This window comes from Pseudomonas sp. NY15372, from assembly GCF_048068215.1.
In the GTDB taxonomy this organism is placed as follows: Bacteria; Pseudomonadota; Gammaproteobacteria; order Pseudomonadales; family Pseudomonadaceae; genus Aquipseudomonas; species Aquipseudomonas guariconensis_A.
This window is the reverse complement of the sequence record NZ_JBLUPY010000034.1, coordinates 19,375-46,059: the sequence shown is the minus strand read 5'-3', so window position 1 is coordinate 46,059 and position 26,685 is coordinate 19,375. Positions and strand designations below refer to the sequence as shown.

General features: G+C 63.4%; 25 protein-coding genes and 1 tRNA gene. 14 read left to right on the top strand and 12 right to left on the bottom strand.

The window, feature by feature from the left end; genetic code table 11:
• Positions 1 to 223: 223 nt before the first annotated feature.
• From tsaA to rimO, 5 genes are all read right to left on the bottom strand, one after another.
• Complete coding sequence (gene tsaA, locus ACNFG0_RS18800) at positions 224 to 919, bottom strand: tRNA (N6-threonylcarbamoyladenosine(37)-N6)-methyltransferase TrmO (RefSeq protein ID WP_196156024.1); 696 nt, start codon at positions 917 to 919, stop codon at positions 224 to 226.
• 6 nt (positions 920 to 925) lie between these two features.
• Positions 926 to 1,387 (bottom strand): DUF1456 family protein, encoded by a 462-nt coding sequence (locus tag ACNFG0_RS18795; RefSeq protein ID WP_196144880.1) that lies wholly within the window; start codon positions 1,385 to 1,387, stop codon positions 926 to 928.
• A 49-nt stretch (positions 1,388 to 1,436) separates the two neighbouring features.
• The gene (locus tag ACNFG0_RS18790) at positions 1,437 to 2,147 is read right to left on the bottom strand and encodes an rRNA pseudouridine synthase (RefSeq protein WP_416765977.1); all 711 of its coding nucleotides are present in this window, start codon (positions 2,145 to 2,147) and stop codon (positions 1,437 to 1,439) included.
• Positions 2,148 to 2,269: 122 nt separating this feature from the next.
• The gene (locus ACNFG0_RS18785) at positions 2,270 to 2,728 is read right to left on the bottom strand and encodes a GNAT family N-acetyltransferase (RefSeq protein WP_196144882.1); all 459 of its coding nucleotides are present in this window, start codon (positions 2,726 to 2,728) and stop codon (positions 2,270 to 2,272) included.
• Positions 2,729 to 3,084: 356 nt separating this feature from the next.
• Positions 3,085 to 4,416, bottom strand: coding sequence for a 30S ribosomal protein S12 methylthiotransferase RimO (rimO, locus tag ACNFG0_RS18780; protein WP_416765975.1), 1,332 nt, complete (start codon positions 4,414 to 4,416; stop codon positions 3,085 to 3,087).
• 237 nt (positions 4,417 to 4,653) lie between these two features.
• Between rimO and ACNFG0_RS18775 the strand changes: the two genes are divergently transcribed.
• Positions 4,654 to 6,552, top strand: coding sequence for a potassium transporter Kup (locus ACNFG0_RS18775; protein WP_196155669.1), 1,899 nt, complete (start codon positions 4,654 to 4,656; stop codon positions 6,550 to 6,552).
• A gap of 131 nt (positions 6,553 to 6,683) precedes the next feature.
• On the opposite strand, the gene ACNFG0_RS18770 is transcribed toward ACNFG0_RS18775, so the two are convergent.
• The 3 genes from ACNFG0_RS18770 to ACNFG0_RS18760 form a co-directional block, all read right to left on the bottom strand.
• Positions 6,684 to 7,976: a virulence factor family protein gene (locus ACNFG0_RS18770; protein WP_196144885.1), complete on the bottom strand. Its 1,293-nt coding sequence runs from the start codon at positions 7,974 to 7,976 to the stop codon at positions 6,684 to 6,686.
• The gene (gene mprF / locus ACNFG0_RS18765) at positions 7,976 to 10,618 is read right to left on the bottom strand and encodes a bifunctional lysylphosphatidylglycerol flippase/synthetase MprF (RefSeq protein ID WP_416765973.1); all 2,643 of its coding nucleotides are present in this window, start codon (positions 10,616 to 10,618) and stop codon (positions 7,976 to 7,978) included. The genes ACNFG0_RS18770 and mprF overlap by 1 nt, the downstream gene beginning before the upstream one ends.
• Before the next feature lie 420 nt (positions 10,619 to 11,038).
• Positions 11,039 to 11,115, bottom strand: a tRNA-Met gene (locus ACNFG0_RS18760).
• A 218-nt stretch (positions 11,116 to 11,333) separates the two neighbouring features.
• Here ACNFG0_RS18760 and dinB point away from each other — a divergent pair.
• On the top strand, positions 11,334 to 12,389 hold the full coding sequence (gene dinB, locus ACNFG0_RS18755; protein ID WP_196144929.1) for a DNA polymerase IV: 1,056 nt from the start codon (positions 11,334 to 11,336) through the stop codon (positions 12,387 to 12,389).
• Positions 12,390 to 12,493: 104 nt separating this feature from the next.
• Here the strand turns inward: dinB and ACNFG0_RS18750 are convergent, their stop codons facing one another.
• The 3 genes from ACNFG0_RS18750 to ACNFG0_RS18740 all read right to left on the bottom strand — a co-directional run bounded on the left by ACNFG0_RS18750 (position 12,494) and on the right by ACNFG0_RS18740 (position 16,651).
• The gene (locus ACNFG0_RS18750) at positions 12,494 to 13,447 is read right to left on the bottom strand and encodes a hypothetical protein (protein ID WP_196144887.1); all 954 of its coding nucleotides are present in this window, start codon (positions 13,445 to 13,447) and stop codon (positions 12,494 to 12,496) included.
• Between the two features lie 11 nt (positions 13,448 to 13,458).
• Positions 13,459 to 15,174: a proline--tRNA ligase gene (locus tag ACNFG0_RS18745; RefSeq protein WP_196144888.1), complete on the bottom strand. Its 1,716-nt coding sequence runs from the start codon at positions 15,172 to 15,174 to the stop codon at positions 13,459 to 13,461.
• Between the two features lie 160 nt (positions 15,175 to 15,334).
• Positions 15,335 to 16,651, bottom strand: a complete 1,317-nt coding sequence (locus tag ACNFG0_RS18740; RefSeq protein WP_416765972.1) for an OprD family porin — start codon at positions 16,649 to 16,651, stop codon at positions 15,335 to 15,337.
• A gap of 707 nt (positions 16,652 to 17,358) precedes the next feature.
• Between ACNFG0_RS18740 and ACNFG0_RS18735 the strand changes: the two genes are divergently transcribed.
• Positions 17,359 to 17,778, top strand: a complete 420-nt coding sequence (locus ACNFG0_RS18735) for an HIT family protein (RefSeq protein ID WP_196144890.1) — start codon at positions 17,359 to 17,361, stop codon at positions 17,776 to 17,778.
• Positions 17,779 to 17,781: 3 nt separating this feature from the next.
• The gene (locus ACNFG0_RS18730; protein ID WP_196144891.1) at positions 17,782 to 17,988 is read left to right on the top strand and encodes a SlyX family protein; all 207 of its coding nucleotides are present in this window, start codon (positions 17,782 to 17,784) and stop codon (positions 17,986 to 17,988) included.
• A gap of 50 nt (positions 17,989 to 18,038) precedes the next feature.
• Here ACNFG0_RS18730 and ACNFG0_RS18725 read toward each other — a convergent pair whose 3' ends face one another.
• A complete protein-coding gene (locus ACNFG0_RS18725; protein WP_196144892.1) occupies positions 18,039 to 18,632 on the bottom strand; it encodes a cold-shock protein in 594 nt (197 codons plus the stop codon).
• 264 nt (positions 18,633 to 18,896) lie between these two features.
• Between ACNFG0_RS18725 and ACNFG0_RS18720 the strand changes: the two genes are divergently transcribed.
• The 10 genes from ACNFG0_RS18720 (at position 18,897) to tolQ (ending at position 26,685) form a co-directional block, all read left to right on the top strand.
• Positions 18,897 to 19,370, top strand: coding sequence for a Dps family protein (locus ACNFG0_RS18720; protein WP_084854477.1), 474 nt, complete (start codon positions 18,897 to 18,899; stop codon positions 19,368 to 19,370).
• A 183-nt stretch (positions 19,371 to 19,553) separates the two neighbouring features.
• On the top strand, positions 19,554 to 19,880 hold the full coding sequence (locus tag ACNFG0_RS18715) for a ribbon-helix-helix domain-containing protein (protein ID WP_416765979.1): 327 nt from the start codon (positions 19,554 to 19,556) through the stop codon (positions 19,878 to 19,880).
• 93 nt (positions 19,881 to 19,973) lie between these two features.
• Positions 19,974 to 20,195, top strand: coding sequence for an FmdB family zinc ribbon protein (locus ACNFG0_RS18710; RefSeq protein ID WP_196144894.1), 222 nt, complete (start codon positions 19,974 to 19,976; stop codon positions 20,193 to 20,195).
• Positions 20,196 to 20,289: 94 nt separating this feature from the next.
• Positions 20,290 to 22,065, top strand: coding sequence for an aspartate--tRNA ligase (gene aspS, locus ACNFG0_RS18705; protein ID WP_196144895.1), 1,776 nt, complete (start codon positions 20,290 to 20,292; stop codon positions 22,063 to 22,065).
• Positions 22,066 to 22,173: 108 nt separating this feature from the next.
• Positions 22,174 to 22,926 (top strand): YebC/PmpR family DNA-binding transcriptional regulator, encoded by a 753-nt coding sequence (locus ACNFG0_RS18700; protein ID WP_416765970.1) that lies wholly within the window; start codon positions 22,174 to 22,176, stop codon positions 22,924 to 22,926.
• Positions 22,927 to 23,114: 188 nt separating this feature from the next.
• The gene (gene ruvC, locus ACNFG0_RS18695; protein WP_084854481.1) at positions 23,115 to 23,639 is read left to right on the top strand and encodes a crossover junction endodeoxyribonuclease RuvC; all 525 of its coding nucleotides are present in this window, start codon (positions 23,115 to 23,117) and stop codon (positions 23,637 to 23,639) included.
• 109 nt (positions 23,640 to 23,748) lie between these two features.
• Positions 23,749 to 24,366: a Holliday junction branch migration protein RuvA gene (gene ruvA / locus ACNFG0_RS18690; protein WP_084854482.1), complete on the top strand. Its 618-nt coding sequence runs from the start codon at positions 23,749 to 23,751 to the stop codon at positions 24,364 to 24,366.
• Positions 24,363 to 25,409, top strand: a complete 1,047-nt coding sequence (gene ruvB / locus ACNFG0_RS18685; protein WP_196144897.1) for a Holliday junction branch migration DNA helicase RuvB — start codon at positions 24,363 to 24,365, stop codon at positions 25,407 to 25,409. The genes ruvA and ruvB overlap by 4 nt, the downstream gene beginning before the upstream one ends.
• Positions 25,410 to 25,534: 125 nt before the next feature.
• The gene (ybgC, locus tag ACNFG0_RS18680; RefSeq protein ID WP_084854484.1) at positions 25,535 to 25,987 is read left to right on the top strand and encodes a tol-pal system-associated acyl-CoA thioesterase; all 453 of its coding nucleotides are present in this window, start codon (positions 25,535 to 25,537) and stop codon (positions 25,985 to 25,987) included.
• A 2-nt stretch (positions 25,988 to 25,989) separates the two neighbouring features.
• Positions 25,990 to 26,685, top strand: coding sequence for a protein TolQ (gene tolQ, locus ACNFG0_RS18675; protein ID WP_084854485.1), 696 nt, complete (start codon positions 25,990 to 25,992; stop codon positions 26,683 to 26,685).

Genomic DNA, 26,685 nt, shown 5'->3' with positions numbered 1-26,685 from the left:
CGCCCGCCGCTCGCCGGGGGGGGCGCCACCCCCCCCCCGCCCCGCCCCGCGGCCCCACCCGGTTTTGGTGTGGCCCAGTTGGTTGGGGCCCCGGCCGCCCCGGCGATGGGCGTGTAGCGCTCCGCGTCCTTAACTGACAGGCATTAAGGCCAGGCCTGCGTTTTTGTTTTATGGGGTATATTGCCGGCCCAATCGCAGGACAAGCCATCGGCAGCGCCACCAGTCAAAGGTCTTGTACTACCTCCAACACGCGGATCTCATCAGGCTGCGGGTAGTGCCAGCGCACCTGTACATCCCAGAACTTCACCCCATACACCCGCTCGGCCGGCGGCACTTGGTAGGCCGGCCGTGGGTCCTGTGCCAAGCACTGCTCGATCAGCTCCACCAGCGGTTCCCGCAAACGCAGGGCATGCGCATGGGCCTGGGGCAGGGCATCTTCACTCCAGGCCACGGCGATGGCCTCGGGCGCGTCGCTGGCCATCTGGTTGGTGGCGTCCTCGATGCTGTCGGCATATGGCACATAGGGCTTGATATCCAGCACCGGCGTACCGTCGAGCAGGTCGATGCCCGACAGCAGCAGGCGCCCCGGCTCTACGCCTTCCAGGCGTACCACCGACTGGCCGATGCCGTTGGGCCTGTGGGTGGCGCGGGTGGCGAACACGCCCATGCTCTTGTTGCCGCCCAGGCGCGGTGGACGGACCTTCAGCCGGGGCTTGTCTTCCAGGGCCTGGTGGAACAGGAACAGCAGCCACACATGGCTGACCTGCTCGAGGCCGGCCACCGCATCGCCCTGGTCGAAGGGCGGCAGCAGCTCCAGGATGCCACGGGCCGCCGGTGCCAGCCGTGGCTGGCGCGGGATGGCGAACTTCTCCTTGAAGCAGGAGCGGACGATGCCGACCGGTGAAACCGTATGCTGCATGATCACTTAGCCACGCACGCGCAGGGTCAGGCCCTTGAGGAAGTTGCGCAGCAGCTGGTCGCCGCAAGGGCGGTAATTGTCATGCCCGACCTTGCGGAACAGGGCGCTCAGTTCCGGCTTGGACACCGGGAAATTCACCGACTTGAGAATCACGTGCAGGTCTTCTTCCTTGAGCTCGAAGGCTACGCGCAGTTTCTTGAGAATGGTGTTGTTGCTCACCGGCACTTCGATCGGTTGCGGTGCACGGCTGTCGTCACGGCCGCGGCGGTAGATCACCAGGCCATCGAGAAAATGTGCCATGACCCGTTCGGGGCAGCGCACGAAGCCGGCTTCGTCCTCTTTCTTCAGGTAGGTGGCCAATACCAGCGGGTGTACCTCGAGGCCGGACAGCCCGATGATCTCCGCCATCTTGGCGTCGTTCACCTTGAGCATGTAGCGCAGGCTACGCAGGACATCGTTGTGGTTCATGTGACAGATCCTGTTCAAGCGCCACGCAGACCATGGCGTGGCGGTAATGCTAGAAGCGTTCGTTGACAGCCAGGTAACGCCATTGGCCGGTGGGCAGCTTGCCCATGGACACGCCGCCTAGGCGGATGCGGCGCATGCCCAGCACCTTCAGGCCGAGGCTCGCGCACAGGGCATTGATTTGCCCGGGAAGCGGCTTTTTCAAGACCAGGCGCAGGTGGCTTTCGCTCTGCCAGCTGGCCTTGGCCCTGGGCAGCTCCTGACCGCTGCGGGTGATACCTCGGGCCAGGCGTTGCAAGGCTTCGGCTGGCGCGTGGCCTTCGACCTGGACGATGTATTCCTGCTCCAGGCGATGCAGGTCGGCCTCGACCTTGCGCGTCACCCGCCATTCTTGGGTATAGAGCTGCAGCCCGCTGGCGCCGGGTTCCAGGGGGGCGATGCAGGACAGGCGGGCGAAATGCCCGTGCAACGGGCGCACCGCAGGCGGGTGAGCTTCGCTGAGGGTGGCCATGGTCATGCTGACCCGGCCCGCCTCGGCGTCCTGGCCGGCCAGTTGGTTGAGCAGCAGGGTGACCGGCGGCAACTGCTCGGCACGGGCACCGGGCAGCAGGGCGACCTGCTCGGCTGCGACCTTGTACTGGGGCTGTTCGACCACCACGCCATCCACCGTGACCCAGCCGCCCTCGATATACAGCTCGGCCTCCCGGCGGGAGCAGCCGAGTTGCTCGATGAGGCGTTTGGACAGGCGCACGGGTTCAGACATGAAGGCGATTCGCATAAGGGTAGGGGAAGCCGACATTGTACCTGCCCAGGCGGCATTGGGGCTGGGAATCTATGCCATTCACGCCATTTCAGGGGAGGAGTACGGCATCCTTCGCTCAAATCTCAGGATTTCGTACGAACCAGCCTCATGTGCAGCAGCGGGTAGGGCTGCCCCAGGCCATCGGTTTCCGAGCGGCCACAGATTTCGAAGCCTTCGTGCAGGTAGAAGCCCAGGGCCTTGGGGTTCTGTTCATTGACGTCCAGGCGCTCGGCGTTCAGCTCGTCGACCGCATAGCGCAGCAGGCGTTTGCCAACGCCCAGGCCGATGAACTCGGGCGCCACGAACAACATGTCCAGCCGCCCGTTGGCCACGCCGGCGAAGCCTAGGATGCGCTTGGCGGCGTCTTTGCAGCAGACCAGCATGACGGCGTCGAGGTACTGGCGCAGCACGTATTCGCGCAGCAGCACGATGTAGGCGTCCGGTAGGAAGTCATGGGTGGCGCGTACCGACGCCTCCCAGATCCGGACCAGTTCCGGGTAGTCGCTCACGTGCGGGGTCTGTAGCGTCAGGGCCGATGACATTGGGCTTTCCTCCTGGGGCATAGAGGAAAACATAGATGTAAAAAAATACCCTGCCAGTGGCCCTGATGCAGTCAGTTAAGCGTTACTGGCTGCACTTGGGGCTGCTGCGCAGCCCATCGCCGGCAAGCCGGCCCACAGGGACAGTGCTGTCCTCAAGGTTGATGCGTTAGGTTTGCCGGCGATGGGCGTGCAGCGCCCCGCGTCCTTAACTGACAGGCATTAGCCTGTGACCCGCACCTGAAATCGGCTTCGCCGGCCTGGGGCTGCTGCGCAGCCCATCGCGGTACAAGGCCGCTCCTACAGGATCATGCAAACCTTTCCTTGCCCCGTGATGGGCGCGTAGCGGCCCTGGATCCTCAGATAGGCTCGGCCCACATGTCGTACTCGTCGGCATCGACGATGCGGCAGCGAACCTTGTCGCCCGGCTTGAAGCCGTGGTCGCCATCGATGAACACGCTACCGTCGATTTCCGGCGCGTCGAAGAAGCTGCGGCCGACCGAGCCTTGCTCCTCGACTTCGTCGATCAGTACGTCGATTTCCTTGCCGATACGCAGCTGCAGGCGTGCGGCGCTGATCGCCTGTTGGTGCGCCATGAAGCGGTCCCAACGCGCTTGCTTGACGTCGTCCGGTACCTCTTCCAGGCCCAGGTCGTTGGCCGGGGCGCCTTCGACAGGTGAATACTGGAAGCAGCCGACGCGGTCGAGCTGGGCTTCGGTCAGCCAGTCGAGCAGGTACTGGAAGTCTTCCTCGGTCTCGCCTGGGAAGCCGACGATGAAGGTCGAACGGATCACCAGCTCCGGGCACTGCTCGCGCCAGCGCTTGATGCGAGCCAGGGTACGGTCTTCGAAGGCCGGGCGCTTCATGGCCTTGAGGACCTTGGGGCTGGCGTGCTGGAAAGGGATGTCCAGGTACGGCAGGATCTTGCCGGCGGCCATCAGCGGGATCACGTCGTCCACGTTCGGGTAGGGGTAGACGTAGTGCAGGCGCACCCAGGCGCCCAGGCTGCTCAGGGCCTCGCACAGCTCGAGCATGCGGGTCTTGACCGGGCGGCCATTCCAGAAGTCGGTCTTGTACTTGACGTCCACGCCATAGGCGCTGGTGTCCTGGGAAATCACCAGGATCTCCTTGACCCCGGCCTTGACCAGGCGCTCGGCCTCGCTCAGCACCTCGCCCACCGGGCGGCTGACCAGCTTGCCGCGCATGGATGGGATGATGCAGAAGCTGCAGCTGTGGTTGCAGCCTTCGGAAATCTTCAGGTAGGCGTAGTGACGAGGGGTCAGCTTGACGCCCTGGGGCGGTACCAGGTCGATCAGCGGGTTGTGATCCTGGCGTGGAGGCACCACCTCATGCACGGCATTGACCACCTGCTCGTACTGCTGCGGGCCGCTGACCGACAGCACGCTCGGATGCACGTCGCGGATGTTGCCTTCCTCGACGCCCATGCAACCGGTAACGATGACCTTGCCGTTTTCCTTGATCGCCTCGCCGATCACTTCCAGCGACTCGGCCTTGGCACTGTCGATGAAGCCGCAGGTGTTGACCACCACCACGTCGGCATCCTCGTAGGTGGGCACGACTTCGTAGCCTTCCATGCGCAGCTGGGTCAGGATGCGCTCGGAATCGACCAGAGCTTTCGGGCAGCCCAGGGAAACAAAGCCGACCTTCGGCGTGGCGGGAGTGGTGGACATGACTAACCTCGGTATTGAATACGGCTCGCCCGGCCGGAATTGAAGGGGGCGATCCTGACGGGCGTTTTTGGCGCCTCTGATCAAAAAGTGCGCAATTCTAGCGAGCAGAGGGGCGCTTGACCAGCAGAAAAGCGACGAACGCTGGGCTATGCTTCGCGCCATCGTACCCGGGTATGCGCGATGCCATGCGCGGGCGTGGTTTCTATCGGCCTGCGAGGCCGTCTGCGGGAGTGGTCGATGGTTCAGGCAAGCAGTCACGCCGAAGGTGGGCAGGGAGCGGCCCGGCCGCTGAGCCTGCTGGTGGCGGCGGTAGGGGTGGTGTATGGCGACATCGGCACCAGCCCTTTGTATACCCTCAAGGAAGTGTTCACCGGCGGGTATGGCGTCACGGTCAACCATGATGGTGTGCTGGGGATCCTGGCGCTGATCTTTTGGTCGTTGGTGTGGGTGGTGTCGGTCAAGTACGTGATTTTCATCCTGCGTGCCGACAACCAGGGCGAGGGAGGCACCATGGCGCTGACCGCCCTGGCCAGACGCGCCGTGGCCCCTTATCCGAAGCTGCGCATGGTCATGGTCGGCTGCGGGTTGATCGGTGCCTCGCTGTTCTACGGTGACAGCATGATCACCCCGGCGGTGTCGGTGTTGTCCGCGGTGGAGGGCATGGGGCTGGCCTTCGATGGCATCGACCACTGGGTGGTGCCTATCGCCGTGGTGATCCTGGTGGCCTTGTTCCTGGTGCAAAAGCACGGCACGGCGAAGATCGGCATCCTGTTCGGGCCGGTGATGGTCGCCTGGTTCCTGGTGCTGGCGGCGCTGGGCGTGCATGGCATCTTGCAAAGTCCCGAGGTGCTCAAGGCGCTCAACCCGGGCTGGGCGGTGCGTTTCTTCATCGTCCACCCGGGCATGGGCGTGGCGATCCTGGGGGCAGTGGTATTGGCGCTGACCGGGGCCGAGGCGCTGTATGCGGACATGGGCCACTTCGGCCGCAAGCCTATCGCCCGGGCATGGTTCGCTCTGGTGCTGCCGGCGCTGGTGCTCAATTACTTCGGCCAGGGCGCCATGCTGCTGCAGGACCCGGCTGCGGCACGCAACCCGTTCTACCTGCTGGCGCCGAGCTGGGCCTTGCTTCCCTTGGTGGGCCTGGCCACGCTGGCCACGGTGATCGCATCCCAGGCGGTGATTTCCGGCGCCTTCTCCTTGACCCGCCAGGCCATCCAGTTGGGCTATGTGCCGCGCATGCAGATCCAACACACCTCCAGTGACGAACAGGGGCAGATCTACATCGGTGCGGTGAACTGGGCCTTGATGGTCGGTGTGGTGCTGTTGGTGATCGGCTTCGAATCTTCCAGCGCCTTGGCGGCGGCCTATGGTGTGGCGGTGACCGGTACCATGCTGATGACCACGTTGCTGGTGTCGGTGGTGATGCTGCTGTTGTGGAAGTGGCCGCCCGTGCTGGCGGTGCCGGTGCTGCTGGGCTTCTTGCTGGTTGACGGGCTGTTTTTCGCTGCCAACCTGCCCAAGGTACTGCAGGGCGGTGCTTTTCCGGTGCTGGCGGCGATCGTCTTGTTCGTGCTGATGAGCACCTGGAAGCGTGGCAAGCAGATTCTCGTGGAGCGTATCGATGATGCGGCCTTGCCGCTGCCGCTGTTCATCAGCAGCATCCGCATGCAGCCGCCGCACCGGGTGGAGGGTACCGCGGTATTTCTGACCGCGCGCTCGGACGCCGTGCCCCATGCGTTACTGCACAATATGTTGCACAACCAGGTGCTGCACAGCCAGGTGGTGCTGCTGACGGTGGTCAGCGAAGACCGCCCGCGGGTGCCGGAGCATGAGCGCTTCGAGGTGGAGGCCTATGGCGACGGATTTTTCCGGGTGCTGCTGCACTTCGGCTTCATGGATGAGCCGGACGTACCCGCGGCACTGCGCTTGTGTCATCTGGATGCGTTGGATTTCAGCCCGATGCGCACCACCTATTTCCTCAGCCGCGAGACGGTGATCGCTTCACGGCTCGAGGGCATGGCGCGGTGGCGTGGCAACCTGTTCGCCTTCCTGCTCAAGAATGCCAATGGCAACCTGCGGTTCTTCAACCTGCCGTTGAACCGGGTGATCGAGCTGGGGACTCAGGTCGAGATTTGAATGACCGGGGCCGCTGCGCGGCCCTTTCGCGGCACAAGGCCGCTCCTACAGATTCGCGATGGCGACCGACGTGGTCCTGTAGGAGCGGCCTCGCGCCGCGAAAGGGCTGCGAAGCAGCCCCCGCAAGGTCTTCAGTTCTGCTCAGCTACGTTGGCCTTGCCCTGGCGGGTCTCGATCTCACCGATCAGGCGCTTGGCCAGGGCCGGGTAGTTCTCATCGAAGTGGTGGCCGCCCGGCAACTTCAGATGCTCCCCGACCGCCGTCTTGTCCGTGCAACCACTCTCGTCGGTCTCCTCGACGCCATACACGCAAATCACCTTCGAAGCCGGCAGCCTGGCCATCTCCGGCCCGGTTGGCGCTTCTTGGCCTTCCTTGCCCAGCCAGCCCTCGACCTCGATCTCGAAACTGCCACTGCGGGCGAACGCCAGCAGGATCACCGCATCGACCCGTTGTTTGTCCTCATCCGGCAAGCGGTTGTAGATCGCCGGCAGTACATCGGCGCCGAAGGAATAGCCCGTGAGCACGAAGCGTTTGGTTCCCCATTTCTGGCGATAGTGCTGCATCAGCTCTGAAAGGTCCGCGGCGCTCTGTTCCGGGCTCTTGTGCTGCCAGTAGTAGCGCAGGGTGTCGATACCGACCACCGGATAGCCGAGCTTGGCCATTTCCCCGGCCACGTCGCGGTCCAGGTCACGCCAGCCGCCGTCGCCTGAGAGGAACAGGGTGACCGTGTCGGTGGTCTGGCCGGCCGGGACCTCGACCACCGGGATGCTCAGGGCATTGCCATCCTTGCCCACCAGGGCCTGGGTCAGTTGCGCCTTGAGCACCTGCGGCAGGTGGATGTCATAGTCGCTGATGCTGGTGTCGGCGTTGGCCTGGTCGCGCACGAACGCTGCGCTGGCATCGTCGGGGTTATCGTTCCAGGCCACGCTCCAGTGACCATGGGCGGCGGCCTTGGGCAAGGGCTGGCAGCCGGGCTGTTCCAGGGTGAAATCCACGGAGATGGCGCGGGCCTTGTCATCGTCTTGGCCGGCGAGCCAACGCCAGGCCTGGGCGGCACCCGGGCCGATACCGGCGACCAGGCTCGGTGGTGCGGACAAGGCCTTCATGGCCTCGTCCAGTACCTGTTGCTGCCGGGAGCAATCGCTTGGCGGCAGGATGACCTGCACCAGTTGCGCCTCGCCCGCCTGGCTCAAGTCCAGCAGTTGCTTGTCGCTCAACGCCTGCCCCGCCGGGACGGCGATGGCGACATGGGCGCGGGCGTGCACGCCGGGTGTGGCACGCAGCAGGGCGCTGCCGTCGGCCAGGGCCAGGTGTTCCAGGTGGGCCTGCGGAGCGGGGCGGGTCCATAGCCAGAACGTCGCGGCCCCCACCAGCAAAGCCAGGAAAAGTGCGCTGCATGCATACAGCCAATAGCGTCGGGTCATCAACGTTTCACCAAACCAGTCAGGCCGCCTGCGATCAGGGCGGCGGTATCGGCCAGTGCCACCAGCGGGTCGAGCCCGGCCGGCACGGCCATGTAGCGGGGTTCCCAGTCCGGTTGGAACTTATCCTTGAAGCGCCGCAACCCCTGGAAGTTGTAGAGCTGCTCGCCGCGCTGGAACACCATCGAGCCCAGGCGCTGGGTCAGGGGCGCACCGCGCCGCGGCTGCAGGCCGGAAAGCGGCACCATGCCCAGGCTGAAGTGGGCATAGCCCTGGCTTTTGTAGTGCTGGATCAGGCCGATCATCAAAAACTCCATGGTCAGCTTGGGCGCCTCGGGGTGGGCGCGCATCAGGTCCAGGCTGGCCAGCTCGTTGCCATGGGTTTCCAGGAGGTTGGCGAAGGCCACCGGGCGCCCCTGGAAACGGATCAGGGCGATTCGAAAATGCTGCAGGTAGTCCTGGCTGAAGCGGCCGAGAGAAAAGCCTTTCTCGCGTACATTCTTGCCGCCGAGCCAGGCGTCGGAAATTTCCTTGAGCGCCGCCAGCGGTGCCTGGCCGGGTTCATGGATCTCCAGGGCCAGGCCATCGCGCCCGCCTCGGTTCCAGGTGTAGCGCAGGTCTTTCATCTCCTTGCCCTGGGCTTGCAGGTCGAAGCGCTGCAGGTCGACCCGGGCTTCCTCGCCGAGCTTGAGCGCGGTCAGGCCGATGTCCATGTAATACGGCAGGTTCTGCGCACGCACCTGGTAGAACACCGGCCGGGCATGGTGCAGGTCGCACAGGTCGCGGAACTGCCAGATCATCTCGGCACGCGCCTCGGCGGGGCCGATCGGGTCGTACAGGGCGACCAGGCTGCGGCCCCGGCGGGCGTACATGAGAAAGGCCTTGTCGTTGGGGTGGAACAGCAAGGCCTTGTCGCCGGTCAGGGCGAGGCCGCCATCGGGCTGGTCGGAGCCTTGCAGGATGCGCTTGGCGCGTTGCAGCTCGTCTTCGCTGGGCAGGTGGATGACCGGGCGCGCGGTGCGCAGCAGCCAGGTGAGGGCGACGATCAGCAACAGCACGGCGCTGCCCATGGCCGCGCGCAGGCCTCGCGGGGCGTCGGCGTCCAGGGTGAACTGCCACCACAGCTCATGGCTATAGGGCACGTCCTGATAGGCGAACAGCAGCAACCACAGCGAGGCACCGAGCACGCAGACACTGGCCACCAGGTAGACCGGTGAGAACGGCAGTTCCAGCAGGCGGCTGGGCCGGTAGAAGGAGCGGCGGAACAAGGCCAGCAGCGCTGCGGTGACGCTCAGTACGCAAGCTTCCTCCCAGTCGAAGCCCTTGAGCAACGACAACACGGCGCCCACCAGCAACAGCACAGTGGTCAGCAGCCAGGCCGCCGACAACCGGCGTCTCAGGCCCTGGGCCAAGAGCAGACATAGCACGCCGACCAGGCTGGCCCCGAAATGCGAGGCGTCGATCAGGCGATGAGGGATAAGGAAGCCCATGTGCTCCAGGCGCGTGTCGATCTCGGGCGTGGCACCGGAAAACAGCAGCACGACGCCTGAGAGGAACACCAGGATCGCCAGCACCGGCGCGGCAAGCCCAGCCGCCGCATTGATCGCCTGGCGGGCGAACAGCAGGCGCCGCGCTTCGCTGGCCAGCAACAGGACGCAGGCCACCAGCAAGGGCAGTACCACATAGATGAGGCGGTACAGCAGCAGGGCGGCGGCCAGCGGTGCGGCGCCCAGTTGCTCGGCGAACGCTGCAAGCAGCACGGCCTCGAACACCCCGACGCCACCCGGCACATGGCTGAGCACGCCTGCTGCCAGGGCCAGCAGGTAGACCAGGACAAAGGCGCCGAACGGCGGCGCTTCCGGCAGCAGCAGGTAAAGCACGGTGGCTGCTGCGATGACATCCAGGGCTGTGACCAGCAGTTGCAGGGCCGCGAGGCGCAGGTCGGGCAGGCGCAAGGTACGTCGCCCGAACCTTACCAGCACGTTATCGGCCAAGGGCTGTTCGGGCAGGCGCCTGCGATAGAGGCCGACCACCAGTACAGTGGCCATCGCCAGCACTGCCAAAGCGATACCGGCCAGCACGGAGGCCGGCAGGCGTAGCGCGGCGGCGGCGGCCGGCAGGTCAGCGAGTGTCGCCAGTGCCGCCAGGGGCGGCAGGGCGCAACCCAGCGACAGGCTGGCGAACACCGTCATACGGGCGATTTCCGCAGCGCCCAGGCCATGGCGAGCATATAGGCGATAGCGCACCGAACCGCCCGAGAGGATCGACAGGCCGACGGCATTGCCAATGGCGAAGGCGCTGAACCCTCCGAGCGCGAGGGTACGCGCGGGCAGTTGCACCGCAGCGTAGCGGCTGGCTGACCATTCATAGCCTAGCAAGGCCATGAACCCCAGCGCGGTGGCCAGCAATGCCCCTGCCAGGGAAGGGCCCGGCACGCTGAGCATGGCGTCGTGCAGGGCATGGATGTCCAGCTCGCTCAGTAGGTGGCGACAGGCGACCAGGGCCAGGCTGAACAGCAACAAGGTCAAAGCCAGGCCAAGTGGCTGGCGGTACCGGCTCAGCCATTCCAGCCAGGGCAGGCGGCGGGCGGCATTGGGCAGCGCAGTGGCAAGAGGCGCCGGAGTTTCGGCGTCGTGAACATTCATGGATGACCCCGGGCAGGTAGTGCGAGGTCGAGGAGAGGTGCGGCCAAGTGAAAGTCCCTTCGGAAAACGTATCCAGATTTTACTCCTGGCCGGCGCGCTTTCAGCGCTTTGGCAGGGTTAAAGATAGTTCATCCGAAGGTGTGGCTTGGCCGCCTTTGGCTGCAACGCAGCCGCAGATCGGCAACATCCGTTTTGCCTGCTGTCTCGATGTAGCTGGTTTTACGACTGCCGCGCAGCCGATCGCGGGGCGAGCCCGCTCGTACAGATCCGGCGGTGCACAGCCCCTGTAGGAGCGGCCTTGTGCCGCGATCGGCTGCATAGCAGCCGCAAACCTGCGAGCTCAGGGGAGGGGAATTTTCAAGAGGGGTGAAAACAACAAACCCCGCCTGTTTGCACAGGCGGGGTTTGTTCTGACGAATATGGTTGCGGGAGCCGGATTTGAACCGACGACCTTCGGGTTATGAGCCCGACGAGCTACCAGGCTGCTCCATCCCGCGCCTGTGAGATCGAATTCTACGGAAATCCTGCCCCATGTCAAGGCTTATTTTGAAAAATCCTTTTTTGTTCAATCCCTTAGCGTTGATGGCGTGGCTGCAGCTCAGTCATGGCGGGGCTTGCAAGGAATTTGTCGGTTTTGCTGGAAGCCTGCTGTCTCCGTTTGGCCCCATGGAGTAGTATCTGTATGAATTTACAGTGCTGACGGTCATCCATGTCCTTGCGCAAGATCATCCATATCGACTGCGATTGTTTCTATGCCGCGATCGAGATGCGCGACGACCCGCGGCTGGCCGGTCGCCCCATGGCGGTGGGTGGGGCGCCGGAGCAGCGTGGCGTCATCGCCACCTGCAATTATGAGGCGCGTGCCTATGGGGTGCGCTCGGCCATGTCGTCGCGGCACGCCTTGAAACTGTGTCCGGACCTGTTGATCGTCAAGCCGCGTTTCGAGGCCTACCGCGAAGCCTCCCGGGAGATCCATGCGATCTTTCGCGACTACACCGACCTGATCGAGCCGCTGTCGCTGGACGAGGCCTACCTGGATGTCAGTGACAGCCAGTGGTACGCCGGCAGTGCCACGCGCATTGCCGAGGATATTCGCAGGCGGGTCGCCAAGACCTTGCACATCACCGTGTCGGCCGGCGTGGCGCCGAACAAGTTCCTGGCCAAGATTGCCAGCGACTGGCGCAAGCCCAATGGCCTGTTCGTCATCACCCCACCTGAAGTCGAGGCCTTCGTGGCCGCGTTGCCGGTCGCCAGGCTGCATGGAGTGGGCAAGGTCACCGCAGATAAACTGGCGCGGCTGGGTATCGATACCTGCCTGGAGCTGCGTGACTGGTCACGGCTGGCGCTGGTGCGTGAGTTCGGCAGTTTTGGCGAACGGTTGTGGGGCTTGGCGCGCGGTATCGATGAACGCAGTGTGCATAACGACAGCCGGCGCCAGTCGGTCAGCGTGGAAAACACCTACGACACCGATCTGCCGGATTTGGCGAGCTGCCTGGCCAAACTGCCTGAACTGCTGGGCAGCCTGAACGAGCGAATCGCGAGGATGGACAGCAGCTATCAGCCCGACAAACCGTTCGTCAAGGTCAAGTTCCATGATTTCAGCCAGACCACGCTGGAGCAGGCCGGCGCCGGGCGGGACTTGGAAAGCTATCGGCAGTTGTTGAGCCAGGCGTTTGCCAGGGGTGGAAAGCCGGTGCGGCTCTTGGGCGTAGGGGTGCGTTTGCGGGATTTGCGTGGAGCTCACGAGCAGTTGGAGCTTTTTCCGAGGTAAAGATGGCGTAATGGTGGTGTCGGCTGCAGTGGGGCTGCTGCGCAGCCCTTTCGCGGCACAAGGCCGCTCCTACAGGTCGTGCGGCACCCCGATTCCAACCGGGGTTACTGCACGCCCGGATCAGCCACCAGTCGCCCGGCATCCTTGGTCAACGCATGCAGGAACTCCTGCTGCAGCTCAGGATCGTTGCGGGTCAGCTCGATCAGGCTCTGCTCCAGTTCGCTGGCTTCCTCTTCCAGCCCCAGTTCAGACAAGCGCTTGACCCGGTGGACCCATTGCCCCACCTCATCATCCTCGAGGTCATCGAAGATCAGTTCATGGGCTTCCTGTAGCTTACCGCGCAGGGCGCTGCTGACCAGCAAGCTGGCGTCGGCCCGCGCCCCATTGTCCTCGTCGGCCACGTGCAGGTGCAGGGTGCCGACGTGGTTGAGGTTCTGCTCGGAGAACGGGCTGTCCAGCAGGTTCAGGCGCAACACACCGTTGTGGTCGGTGGTGAGCTCATGGGTCAGCTTGCCGGCCTTGACCTCGACCAAGCGCTCGCTCCAGGGCAGGCTGGTGTATTCCTCGCGCTTGTCCTTCTGCACCTCGCTGATACCTGCCAGGTTCTGCTGGGCGCGGCCGTTGGACGGCACGTTCATGAACGGGTTGAGCCCGGCCAGGCCGTAGCCGAGCCAGTCATGGGTAACGCTTTGTGGCAGGTTGCCCAGGGCGAACACATTGACCACGTTGGCGCCGATGCCGGCGACCACCGCCACCGCGCCCAGGGGGATCTCGTAGATCTCCCGCCAGGGTTGGTATGGCGTGTAGCGGTCGTACCGGCGAGTGACTTCGAACTCTGTGACTTCGAAGCGCTTCTGTTCATGAACCCGCACGCGCCGCTGGGGAAGCTCCATGACCTTGGGCTCGCCCACGTCGATCTGCAGGGTATGTTCGAGCAGCTTGCGCTCGGCGCGCTCCTCATGCTCGCTGCGCTGGGACATCTGGTTGGCGCAGCCGCTGACGAGCAGGGCGCCGCACAGTGCGGCGCCCCCCAGGGCAAAGGTACTTCGCTTGGACATGGCTACTCGTATCAGCGGCGAATGCGGGCTTGCAGGAAGGTCAGCACCTCGTTGAGCGGCAAGGTCTGGGCCTCCTGCTCGGTGCGGTGCTTGTATTCCAGGTTGCCTTCGGCCAGGCCGCGGTCGCTGACCACGATGCGGTGCGGAATGCCGATCAGCTCCATGTCGGCGAACTTGATGCCGGGGCTGGTCTTCTTGTCGCGGTCGTCCAGCAGCACTTCGTAGCCGGCGGCGGTCAGTTCGGCGTACAGCTTGTCGGTGGCTTCGCGAACGGCGTCGGTTTCGTAGCGCAGCGGTACCAGGGCGATCTGGAATGGTGCCAGGGCGTCGTTCCAGATGATGCCCTTGTCGTCATAGCTCTGCTCGATGGCAGCGGCGACCACGCGGGACACGCCGATGCCATAGCAACCCATGGCCAGAGTCACCGGCTTGCCGTTCTCGCCCAGCACCTGGCATTTGAGCGCCTCGCTGTACTTGGTGCCGAGCTGGAAGATGTGGCCAACCTCGATGCCGCGCTTGATCACCAGGGTTCCCTGGCCGTCTGGGCTCGGGTCGCCTTCGACCACGTTGCGCAGGTCGGCCACCTGTGGGACCGGCAGGTCGCGTTCCCAGTTGACGCCGAAGTAGTGCTTGTCGTCGATGTTGGCGCCGATGCCGAAGTCGCTCATCAGGGCCACGGATCGGTCGATGATGCATTCCAGCGGCAGGTTCATCGGGCCGAGGGAGCCGGCACCGGCACCGATGGCGGCGCGCAGGTCGGCGTCGGTGGCCATGACCAGCGGGTCGGCGACCTGTTCCAGCTTGGCTGCCTTGATCTCGTTCAGCTCATGGTCGCCACGGACCACCAGGGCGACCAGCTTGCCTTCCTCGGCGCCACGTACGATGAGGGTCTTGACGGTCTTCTCGATCGGCAGGCCGTAGTTTTCGACCAGTTGCGCGATGGTCTTGGCATCGGGCGTATCGACCAGGCGCAGCTCCTCGGTGGGGGCCGGGCGCACGGTTTCACGCGGGATGGCTTCGGCCTTCTCGATGTTGGCGGCGTAGTCGGAGCTGTCGCTGAAGATCACATCGTCTTCGCCGGACTCGGCCAGGACGTGGAATTCATGGGAGTAGCTGCCACCGATGGAGCCGGTGTCGGCCTGCACCGGACGGAAGTCCAGGCCCAGGCGGGTGAAGATATTGGTGTATGCCTGGTGCATGCGGTCGTAGGTTTCCTGCAGGGAAGCCTGGTCGGCATGGAAGGAGTAGGCGTCCTTCATGATGAATTCGCGGCCGCGCATCAGGCCGAAGCGCGGACGGATCTCGTCACGGAACTTGGTCTGGATCTGGTACATGTTCAGCGGCAGCTGTTTATAGCTGGACAGCTCGTTGCGCGCGAGGTCGGTGATGACCTCCTCGTGGGTCGGGCCAACGCAGAACTCGCGGTCGTGGCGGTCTTTCAGGCGCAGCAGCTCTGGGCCGTACTGTTCCCAGCGGCCGGATTCCTGCCACAGCTCGGCAGGCTGGATGCTTGGCATCAGCACTTCCAGTGCGCCGGCGGCGTTCATTTCCTCGCGGACCACCGCTTCGACCTTGCGCATCACCCGCAGGCCCATCGGCAGCCAGGTGTACAGGCCGGAGGCCAGCTTGCGGATCATGCCGGCGCGCAGCATGAGCTGATGGCTGATGACCACTGCGTCGGCAGGGGTTTCTTTCTGGGTGGCGAGCAAATATTGACTGGTGCGCATGGTGAGCCGTGTCGATTGCCTAAGACGTTGAAATGACCCCGCATTGTACGGGGGCGAAGCGAAGGCGTACAGGATGCCCCAGGGCGGGGCGCTTGTCAGCCAAGAAAAAGCCCGGCGATCGCCGGGCTTTTCCAGTGCGGGGCAGTGCAAGCCGGTGGGCTTACAGGATGCTCAGCGGGTACTCGACGATCAGGCGCAGTTCGTCCAGCGATGGGGAGCCGTAGTAGACGCCATCGGAGGAGCGATAGGTGGCCTGGCGTACGCGGAAGCTCAGGTCTTTCGCCGGGCCTTCCTGCAGCACGTACTTGATGTCGATGTCGCGTTCCCATTCCTTGCCGTTGCTGGTGCCGGCGACGTTGGCGTCGGTACCGCGCACGTAGCGGGTCATGAAGGTCAGGCCTGGGATGCCGTACTCGGCGAAGTTCAGGTCGTAGCGAGCCTGCCAGGACTTCTCGTCTTCGGCGTTGAAGTCGGAACGGGCAACGGAGTTGGCCAGGAAGATGCTGCCGCCACCGTCGATACCGTAGGCGTAGTCGCCGTCACCGGTCACTTTCTGGTAAGCCAAGGTGAAGGTGTGTGCGCCAATGTTGTAAGCGCCCGAAAGGCTGAACGCACGGTTGTCGAGTTTGTCTCCATCGAAGGCGCGAGCACGGTCGCCATCGCTCTTGGTGTCATAGATGTTGAAGTCGAACACCAAGCCTTGCTTGTCGGAGATTGGCAGAGCCCAGTTTACGTTGGCGTAGTACTTGCGCCAGTAGTCTTCTACCTTGGAGTAGTAGAGGCTGGTGCTCAGGTTATCGCTAAAGGCATAAGTACCGCCAACGATGTTGGCTTCTGTCAGGCCAGGGTTCTTGATGCCGGTGTCGCTGTCGCGGCCGCCGATGCTGTCCTTATAAGTCTGGGCCTGAGCGTTGAGGCGTGTGAAATGGCCGGCATTCAGTTCGAGGCCTTCGATTTCGTTGCTGGTCAACAGGAAGCCTTCGGCGACTTCCGGTAGCAGACGACTGTCGTCGGTAGCGAAGACCGGCAAGGCGGTGAATTGTCCGCCATACTTCAGAACGGTGTCGGAGATGCGCAGTTTGACGGCACCATGGGCTTCAGAGTAGTCATCTTGCGCGCGGCCATCTTCTCCGATTGGGAACAAGCCTGTGCCAGCGCGGCCGCGACCGCTGTCCAATTTGACACCCAGAAGTCCAATCGCATCCACACCCACACCTACGGTGCCCTGGGTGAATCCGGACTCGAAGGTGCCCACGAAACCTAGGCCGGTCTCTTCCACGCGGCTCTGACGGCCACCGGTAACGGGATCCCGGTCATTGTTACGGAAGTCACGGCTGAAATACAGCATACGGGTCTTGACATTCAGCTGGCTGTCTTCGATGAAACCTTTGGATTCATCCTGCGAAGAGGCCAGGGCCAGCTGCGAGGTCCCTGCCGCGACGGCCAGGGCGATCATGCTCCACTTCATCACGCGCATCGTGATTTGCTCCTTTGGTTTAGGAAGAGTACCGCTGCGCCCAGGTTTTTTAGTTATAGGGGCAGCGCTTTCTTTTTATGTCGGCGAAAATGTATATCACGCTGACTGTTCTTTGCGATATCGGAAAAAACAACCTTTTTATAAATTTTTCACAATGTCGCTTTTAGTGAGATCCGTGTCGCAAATCACGCCCTTTTCAGGGGCGTACAACGCCAGCGCCGTTATCACTTTCGTAACAAATATGTAACAAACATAAATGGACGAAGAGAAACTCCCTGGATATCCATGCCGCTGTTGTTATTTGTCGCGTACCTGCCGGTTGCAGGCATCGTGCCGACTTGGATGACAGGGAATGCAACAAGCGTGCTCAAAATCACGAACGCTTCATGAAATTTTCACATCCGCTGCGGACCAAGCGAGAAAACCTCCGCAAACACGGAGCGAGGCATGTCTGATGGTGTGCCAAGAGTGGCGGCCAGTGCCCGCAATAAAACCTGTCATTGAAGTCAATGTGTTACCGCCATTTGTTAATCCGGGTAGAAAGCAGTGGGGCGTATCGCGCGGGCGGGCCTCTTTTTGGTGCGAAAAGTAGCGCAGTGTTACCGAGGTGGGCACGACAGTGCTCCTGTCTGGGTGCTGAAGCAGGGTATCCTTGCGTTATTGGCCCGCATTGCCCGCTGGGCTGTTTTGTCTTGAGGAGGTTTGCCGTGTTTGTCCTGGATTCGCGTCTGCAACAGGATTCCCTGGTGTTGGGAGATCTGCCGCTGTGCCGCCTGCTGCTGAGCAAGGATGCCAATTACCCCTGGTTCATATTGGTGCCGCGGCGCGCCGAGGTCAGCGAGCTGTTCGAGTTGAGCGAGGCCGACCAACAGCAGCTTTGGAAGGAAACCACCTACCTGGCCGAAACCCTCAAGGGGTGCTTCGCGGCCGACAAGATGAACGTGGCCACCCTGGGCAATGTGGTCAGCCAGCTGCACATGCATGTCATCGTTCGCCGCCGCGACGATGCCGCCTGGCCGGCGCCGGTGTGGGGGCGCCATCCTGCGGCTGACTACACCTCGGAGCAGGTCGAGGCGATCCGTCAGCGCCTGCGTGCGGTATTGAACGATGACTTCAAGGAGGTCTGAACCATGTCGCTGGAGTCGAGAGTCGTCGAGCTTGAAAGCCGCCAGGCGTTTCAGGATGACACCATCCAGGCGCTTAACGACGTGGTGGTCGAGCAGGCCCGGGTGATCGAGCGCCTGCAATTGCAGGTGGCCGAGTTGATCAAGCGCTACGAGGAGATGGTGGGGCAGTACGGCAGTGAGGGAGAAGAGGCGCCGCCGCCTCATTATTGAAGAGCGGCAATGGCGTGGCGGGCAAGCCGCTACGCCATCACCGCCCAGGGTCAGCGGCGGGAGACCGCGACCACGTCTTCGGCCTGCAGGCCCTTGTCGCGGTGCATCACCGAGAACTCCACGCGCTGGCCTTCGACCAGCACACGATGCCCTTCGCCACGAATGGCGCGAAAGTGTACGAAGATATCGTCACCCGAGTCGCGGGAAATGAAGCCGAAACCCTTGGAGGTGTTGAACCACTTGACCGTGCCAGTATCACGCTTGCCGCCATCCTGGGCGACGCCCTGGCTGGCGCGGGGCTTGCCGATGCTACGGGCGAAGCCTGCGCCCAGGTGCAGGGCGACAGCGACGGCGGCGCAGAGCAGGGCCGGCAGGTCGCCCAGCTCCGGGCGGGCCAGCAGGGTAATGGTCTGCAAGATCACGGCCAGCACCAGCAGGGCGCAGGCCAGGTATTGCAGTTGCTGGCGCAGGCCTTTGTAGTAGTGCGGCAGGGCCGGTGCCAAGAGCAGGTTGAGCAGGCCGAGCAAGGCCAGGTAGACGGCTTCGGGTTGTTGGAGGAACGGCGTTGCTTCGGTTTTGAGGCTGGGTATGAGCGATAGCAGCAAAGCCGCCACGCCCGTCACCAGATGGACGATCTTGAACATTTGAGTGGGCTCACATTGATAAGGCCGATCACAGGAAGAGCTGCCAGGGTGGTGCGCAGGTGTAAGGCGCGATCACACGGTTGGCAGCCTATGCACCCGGCAATGACAGTCCGCACGGGTGGCACGGTGCCTATTTAACAGCAAAGGCAGGGGGTTCTCAAACCGCGAGGGATGGATTGCCCTGGATCACGGGCAGGAACGGGTGGGTCTGATACAGTTTGTGATGCCCGCTTGATGACCAAGCCTTGTGAGAAGGAGAGATCCATGGCAATCGATATCGGTATCAGCGAAGAAGACCGCAAGTCCATCGTCGATGGGCTTTCTCGCCTGCTGTCGGATACCTACGTGCTGTATCTGAAAACCCACAATTTCCATTGGAACGTCACCGGCCCATCGTTTCGTACGCTACACCTGATGTTCGAGGAGCAATACAACGAGCTGGCCCTGGCGGTCGACTCGATCGCCGAGCGTATCCGCGCCCTGGGCTTCCCGGCTCCTGGCTCCTATGCCTTCTATGCACGTCACTCCTCGATCAAGGAAGAAGAGGGCGTGCCACCGGCCGACGAGATGATCCGCCAGCTCGTCCAAGGCCAGGAAGCGGTGGTGCGCACCGCGCGCAGCATATTCCCGGTGGTCGACAAGGTCAGCGACGAACCGACGGCCGACCTGCTGACCCAGCGCATGCAGGTGCATGAAAAAACCGCCTGGATGTTGCGCGTACTGCTCGACGGCAACTGATCGCCTGCTGGCGACAGGCGTTCGCAAGGCCTGGTTCCGGCACAGGAACCAGGCCTTTTCGTTTCCTTGAGGAAGGTTTTGCCACTGCTCTCCAGGCGCCTTCGGCGCTTTATTGGGCCTGTCCCTCGTGCGCAGGCACTTGGGTGTCTTCCCAGGCAATGGAGCGGTTCGGTGGATATAAGGATGCAACAAGGCAAGCGCAGCGCTTGCCACGGGAAATGGCCAGGCAAGCAGTGCATCGACCCGTTCGGGACGGATTTCGACATGATGCAGGTCCGGCCGGTCTCGCGCTCGGTCCGGCTCAACGGCTTTGCTACCTGCCTGCGCCTGGAGGTGGTCTACTGGCGGATCCTGGAGCGGATCGCCGAGGCCAACCAGTGTACGGTAAGTGCGGTGCTGTCCTATGTGGACCGGGAAGTGCACCTGCGTCATGGCGGGGTGCGCAACTTCAGCGGGTTGATCCGGGTGATCTGCGTGGCCTGGCTGCTCGATCCGCCCAGCATGCGCTGATCGCCAGGCGGGCTGCACGGCTGTCCTTAACCATATATAATCCCGCTTTTTACTGCCCCCGGCAGTCAGCGTTGTGGTTGAAGAGAGACACCCATGCCCCTTTATGACTATCAATGTGCATCCTGCGACCACCGGATGGAAGTGTTGCAGAAGATCAGCGCCGCGCCGCTGACCGATTGCCCGGCGTGCCAAGAGCCGGCGCTGAAGAAGCTGTTGTCGGTACCCGGTTTCCGCCTGAGCGGTAACGGCTGGTACGAGACCGATTTCAAGACCGGGGCGAAAAAGAATCTGGCAGGCGGCGACAAGGCCGACTGAGTTGAATTGCAGCGACCGGGTCTTGCAGTATTAGCCCCTCAGGGCGGCCAGACCTCCACCGAATACACGAATCACGAGAAGCGAAACCACCATCATGATGCGCAGCCATTATTGCGGCCAACTGAACGAGCGCCTGGACGGCCAGGAAGTCACCCTTTGCGGCTGGGTCCATCGTCGCCGCGACCACGGCGGGGTGATCTTCCTCGACATCCGTGACCGCGAAGGCATGGCCCAGGTCGTCTTCGACCCGGATCGCGCCGAGACTTTCGCCAACGCCGACCGCGTGCGCAGCGAGTACGTCGTGCAGATCACCGGCAAGGTGCGCCTGCGTCCGGAAGGCGCGGTCAACCCGAACATGGCTTCGGGCGCCATTGAAGTGCTGGGCTACGAGCTGACCGTCCTCAACGAGGCCGAAACCCCGCCGTTCCCGCTCAACGAATACTCCGACGTGGGCGAGGAAACCCGCCTGCGCTACCGCTTCATCGACCTGCGTCGCCCGGAGATGGCCGACAAGCTGCGCCTGCGTTCGCGCATCACCAGCAGCATCCGCCGCTACCTGGACGAGAACGGCTTCCTCGACGTCGAGACGCCGATCCTGACTCGCGCCACCCCGGAAGGCGCCCGCGACTACCTGGTGCCGAGCCGCACCCACGCTGGCAGCTTCTTCGCCCTGCCGCAATCGCCACAGCTGTTCAAGCAGCTGCTGATGGTCGCCGGCTTCGACCGTTACTACCAGATCGCCAAGTGCTTCCGTGACGAAGACCTGCGTGCCGACCGCCAGCCGGAATTCACCCAGATCGACATCGAGACCAGCTTCCTCGACGAGTCCGAGATCATGGGCCTGACCGAAGGCATGATCCGCAAGTTGTTCAAGGAAGTCCTGGACCTGGAGTTCGGTGAATTCCCGCACATGACCTACGAAGAGGCCATGCGCCGCTACGGCTCCGACAAGCCTGACCTGCGTATCCCGCTGGAACTGGTCGACGTCGCCGACCAGCTCAAGGATGTCGACTTCAAGGTCTTTGCCGGCCCTGCCAACGATCCGAAGTGCCGTGTCACCGCCCTGCGCTTGCCAGGCGGCGCCAGCATGCCGCGCAGCCGCATCGACGAGTACACCAAGTTCGTCGGCATCTACGGTGCCAAGGGCCTGGCGTACATCAAGGTCAACGAGCGCGCCAAGGGCGTCGAAGGCCTGCAGTCGCCGATCGTCAAGAATATCCCCGAGGCCAACCTCAACGTGATCCTCGATCGCGTGGGTGCGGTCGATGGCGACATCGTGTTCTTCGGTGCCGACAAGGCCAAGATCGTCAGCGAAGCCCTGGGCGCGCTGCGTATCCGCCTGGGCCACGACTTCGAGCTGCTGACCTGCGAGTGGGCCCCGATGTGGGTCGTCGACTTCCCGATGTTCGAAGAGAACGACGACGGCAGCTTCAGCGCGCTGCACCACCCGTTCACCGCGCCCAAGTGCACCCCGGAAGAGCTCGAGGCCAACCCGGCCGGCGCTCTGTCCCGTGCCTACGACATGGTTCTCAACGGCACCGAGCTCGGTGGCGGTTCGATCCGTATCCACCGCAAGGAAATGCAACAGGCCGTATTCCGCCTGCTGGGCATCGGTGCCGAAGAGCAGCAGGAGAAGTTCGGCTTCCTGCTCGATGCCCTGAAGTTCGGCGCGCCGCCCCATGGTGGCCTGGCCTTCGGCCTGGACCGCCTGGTCATGCTGATGACCGGCGCCCAGTCGATCCGTGAAGTGATCGCCTTCCCGAAAACCCAGAGCGCCGCGTGCGTCATGACCCAGGCCCCTGGCCTGGTGGACGCCAAGGCCCTGCGCGAGCTGCACATCCGTCTGCGCGAGCAGACCAAGGTCGAGTAATCGGCCCGGGCGCTTCCCGGTGGAGGCGCCCACGCGCTTCGGCGCTGTTTTCTCGCGTTCCGCCCTTCGGGGCGGAACCTGTTTCTGTTTGAAGGATTTGGAGACGTTATGGCTGGTCATTCGAAGTGGGCAAACATCAAGCACCGCAAAGAACGCCAGGATGCCAAGAGAGGCAAGATCTTCACCAAGTGGATCCGCGAGCTGACCGTCGCCGCCAAGCAGGGCGGTGCTGACCCGGCCTCCAACCCACGCCTGCGCCTGGCATTGGACAAGGCCCTGGGCGCCAACATGAGCCGCGACATCATCGACCGCGCCGTGGCCCGTGGTGCCGGTACCAATGAAAGCGACAACGTCGAAGAGCTCAGTTACGAAGGCTACGGCCCCGGTGGCGTGGCGATCATGGTCGAAGCCATGACCGACAACCGCAACCGTACCGCGGCTGCCGTGCGCCATGCCTTCACCAAGTGCGGCGGCAACCTGGGCACCGACGGCTCGGTGGCCTACCTGTTCGAACGCAAGGGGCAAATCAGCTTCGCCGCCGACCTGGGTGTGGACGAAGAAGCCCTGATGGAAGCGGCCATGGAAGCCGATGCCGACGACGTGGTGGGCAACGATGACGGCTCCTTCGATGTCTTCACCTCGTTCAACAGCTTCTATGCGGTGCGCAATGCCTTGGAGGAAGCCGGTTTCAAGGCTTCGGACGCCGAGATCGTGATGCAGCCTACCACCAGTGCCGAGCTGGATCAGGAGGGGGCCGAGAAGGTGCTCAAGCTGATCGACATGCTCGAGGACCTGGATGACGTGCAGAACGTCTACTCCAATGCCGAGATCTCCGACGAGATCATGGAAAAACTCGGCTAAGGTATCTGGTTTATCCTGGCATGGCTCGTTGAGCCTACGGCCCTTTCGAGGCACAAGGCCGCTCCTACAGATACAGCGACGTTCTTCAGGTCGGCGCGATGTCAGTAGGAGCGGCCTTGTGCCGCGAAAGGGCTGCAAAGCAGCCTCAGAGGCCACGCGCGTCGTATTCTTTATCTATTGCAGGCGTTATGACTCTGATTCTTGGTATCGACCCCGGCTCGCGCATCACCGGTTTCGGCGTGGTGCGCCAGACCGCCCGTGGCTGCGAATATGTGGCGTCTGGCTGTATCCGCACCGGTAGCGGCGAGCTCCATGAGCGCCTGCAGATCGTATTTCGCGGTGTCAGCGAAATCATCCGCCAACACGGGCCCGTGACCATGGGCATCGAGCGGGTGTTCATGGCGCGCAATGCCGACTCGGCCCTCAAGCTTGGCCAGGCGCGGGGCGCGGCCATCGTCGCCGCCGCCGAGGCGGGCCTGGAGATCGCCGAGTACAGCGCCAGCCAGGTCAAGCAGGCCGTGGCAGGCACCGGTGGTGCCAACAAGGAGCAGGTGATGCTGATGGTCATGCACCTGCTCAAGCTCACGCAAAAGCCGCAGGTCGACGCCTCCGATGCCCTGGCCATCGCCCTGTGCCATGCCCATACCCGTTCCAGCCTGGTGCCCCATGGCCTGGCCACGGCGCGGCGAAGAGGTGGGCGCTTGCGTCTTTGAGCGCTTCATGCGCAGATACAAATTTTGTCCGGGTGAAACATTCACCCGTTGCATTTGCTGATAGGGTTGAGCGGTCTTCGACCGGCTCCCCGAGAGGAAGGATCGGAACGTGATTGGACGTTTGCGCGGCACCCTGGCGGAAAAACAGCCGCCTCACCTGATTATCGACGTCAACGGCGTCGGCTACGAGCTGGAAGTGCCGATGACCACCCTGTACCGCCTGCCCAAGGTCGGCGAGCCGGTGACCGTGCATACCCATCTGGTGGTGCGTGAAGACGCGCACCTGCTCTATGGTTTCGCCGAAAAGCGCGAGCGCGAGCTGTTCCGCGAACTGATCCGGCTGAACGGGGTAGGGCCGAAGCTGGCCCTGGCGTTGATGTCGGGGCTTGAAGTGGACGAGCTGGTGCGCTGCGTGCAGGCCCAGGATACCTCGGCCCTGGTGCGTGTGCCGGGGGTCGGCAAGAAGACCGCCGAGCGCCTGCTGGTCGAGCTCAAGGACCGCTTCAAGGCTTGGGAAACCTCGCCTGCCATGTTCACGCTGGTGTCCGATGGCCCGCTGCCGGTCAGCAGTGCCTCAACGGCCGAAGCCGATGCGGTCAGCGCCTTGGTCTCCCTGGGCTACAAGCCCCAGGAGGCGAGCAAGGCGGTATCGGCGATCAAGGACAAGGCTGGCCTGAGCAGCGAGGAGCTGATCCGCCGTAGCCTCAAAGGGATGATTACCAAGTGATCGAAGCCGACCGACTGATCGCTGCCAGCGGGCGCGACCGCGAAGAAATCCAGGACCGTGCGATCCGCCCGCTGCGCCTGGAGGAATACATCGGCCAACCGGTGGTGCGCGAGCAGATGGCGCTGTTCATCCAGGCGGCCCGTGGGCGCAACGAGTCCCTGGATCACACCTTGATCTTCGGCCCGCCGGGCCTTGGCAAGACCACTCTGGCCAATATCATCGCCCAGGAAATGGGCGTTTCGGTCAAGAGCACCTCGGGCCCAATCCTGGAACGCCCGGGCGACCTGGCGGCCATGCTGACCAACCTCGAGCCCCATGACGTGCTGTTCATCGACGAGATTCACCGCTTGTCCCCGGTGGTCGAGGAAGTGCTCTATCCAGCGATGGAGGACTTCCAGCTGGACATCATGATCGGCGAAGGGCCGGCTGCCCGTTCGATCAAGCTGGACCTGCCGCCCTTCACCCTGGTCGGCGCCACTACCCGTGCCGGCATGCTGACCAACCCGCTGCGCGATCGCTTCGGCATCGTCCAGCGCCTGGAGTTCTACAGCAACCGGGACCTAGCCACCATCGTCAGCCGTTCGGCCAATATCCTGGGCCTTGCGATCGAGGACGAAGGCGCCTACGAGATCGCCCGCCGTGCCCGCGGTACCCCGCGGATCGCCAACCGCCTGCTGCGCCGGGTGCGCGACTATGCCGAGGTGCGCGGCAAGGGCGAGATCACCAAGGCAGTGGCAGACATGGCGCTGAACCTGCTGGATGTCGACGAGCGTGGTTTCGACCATTCCGACCGCCGCCTGCTGTTGACCATGATCGAGAAGTTCGACGGTGGCCCGGTGGGGGTCGACAACCTGGCGGCGGCCATCAGCGAGGAGCGCCATACCATCGAGGATGTGCTCGAGCCGTACCTGATCCAGCAAGGCTATATCATGCGCACGCCACGCGGGCGTGTGGTCACCCGCCATGCCTACCTGCATTTCGGCCTGAACATTCCCGGCCGCTTTGCCGAAGGTGGCGAATTTTCCGATCCCGACGATGAATGACAGATCGAATCGGGGTTTTCGTGGTCCTACCGCTGGCACGCCCCTGTGGCGCTGGCAATAAGACATTATCGATGCAAAAACAGTTGCCGGGGCGGATTGGCAAGCTGAGGAGTAAGCACTAGAGTATGCGCGCGCAAAAAGGCCTGGAACCGTTCGCCCACCGCTGTCGCGTCTATTACGAAGACACCGACGCAGGTGGCGTGGTGTATTACGTCAATTACCTGAAATTCATGGAGCGTGCACGCACCGAGCGGCTGCGGCACCTGGGGTTTTCCCAGGCCGAGCTGGCAGGCCAGAACCTGCTGTTCGTGGTCCATTCCAGCGAAGCGCGCTACCACGCGCCGGCGCGGCTGGACGACGCGTTGCGGGTGACCGCGCAAGTACTTGAATTGAATCGCGCCAGCCTGCGCTTCGTGCAGCAGGTCTGGCGGGAAAAGGATGAAACGCTGCTCTGCGAGGGGCAGTTCCTGGTGGCCGCCGTGCGCGCCGACACTTTCAAACCCCGGGCCATACCCCAAGAGCTGCGCGACGCCTTCCTGGCGGACGGCACGGGTACTCAATCGAATGCAGGAGAATAAGCGTGGAAGCTAACGTCGTCGACCATACCTCCATGTGGAGTCTGGTCAGCAATGCCAGCATCGTGGTGCAGCTGGTGATGCTGACCCTGGTGGCAGCCTCGGTCACCTCATGGATCATGATCTTCCAGCGCAGCACTATGCTGCGCGCCGGTCGTCGTGCGCTGGATGCCTTCGAGGAGCGCTTCTGGTCGGGCATCGACCTGTCCAAGCTGTACCGCCAGGCAGGCAGCAACCCAGACCCGGACTCCGGTGTCGAGCAGGTGTTCCGCGCTGGCTTCAAGGAGTTCTCGCGCCTGCGCCAGCAGCCGGGCGTCGACCCGGACGCGGTCATGGAAGGCGTGGGCCGTGCCATGCGCGTGGCCATCTCCCGCGAGGAAGAGAAGCTCGAGCAGAGCCTGCCGTTCCTGGCCACTGTCGGTTCCACCAGCCCGTACATCGGCCTGTTCGGTACCGTCTGGGGCATCATGAACTCCTTCCGCGGCCTGGCCTCTGCCCAGCAGGCGACCCTGGCCACCGTGGCCCCCGGTATCGCCGAGGCGCTGATCGCCACCGCGATCGGCCTGTTCGCCGCGATCCCGGCCGTCATCGCCTACAACCGCTTCTCGGCCCGCAGCGAAGTGCTGATCGGCCGTTACTACACGTTCGCCGACGAGTTCCAGGCGATCCTGCACCGCAAAGTACACACCAGCGAAGAGTGA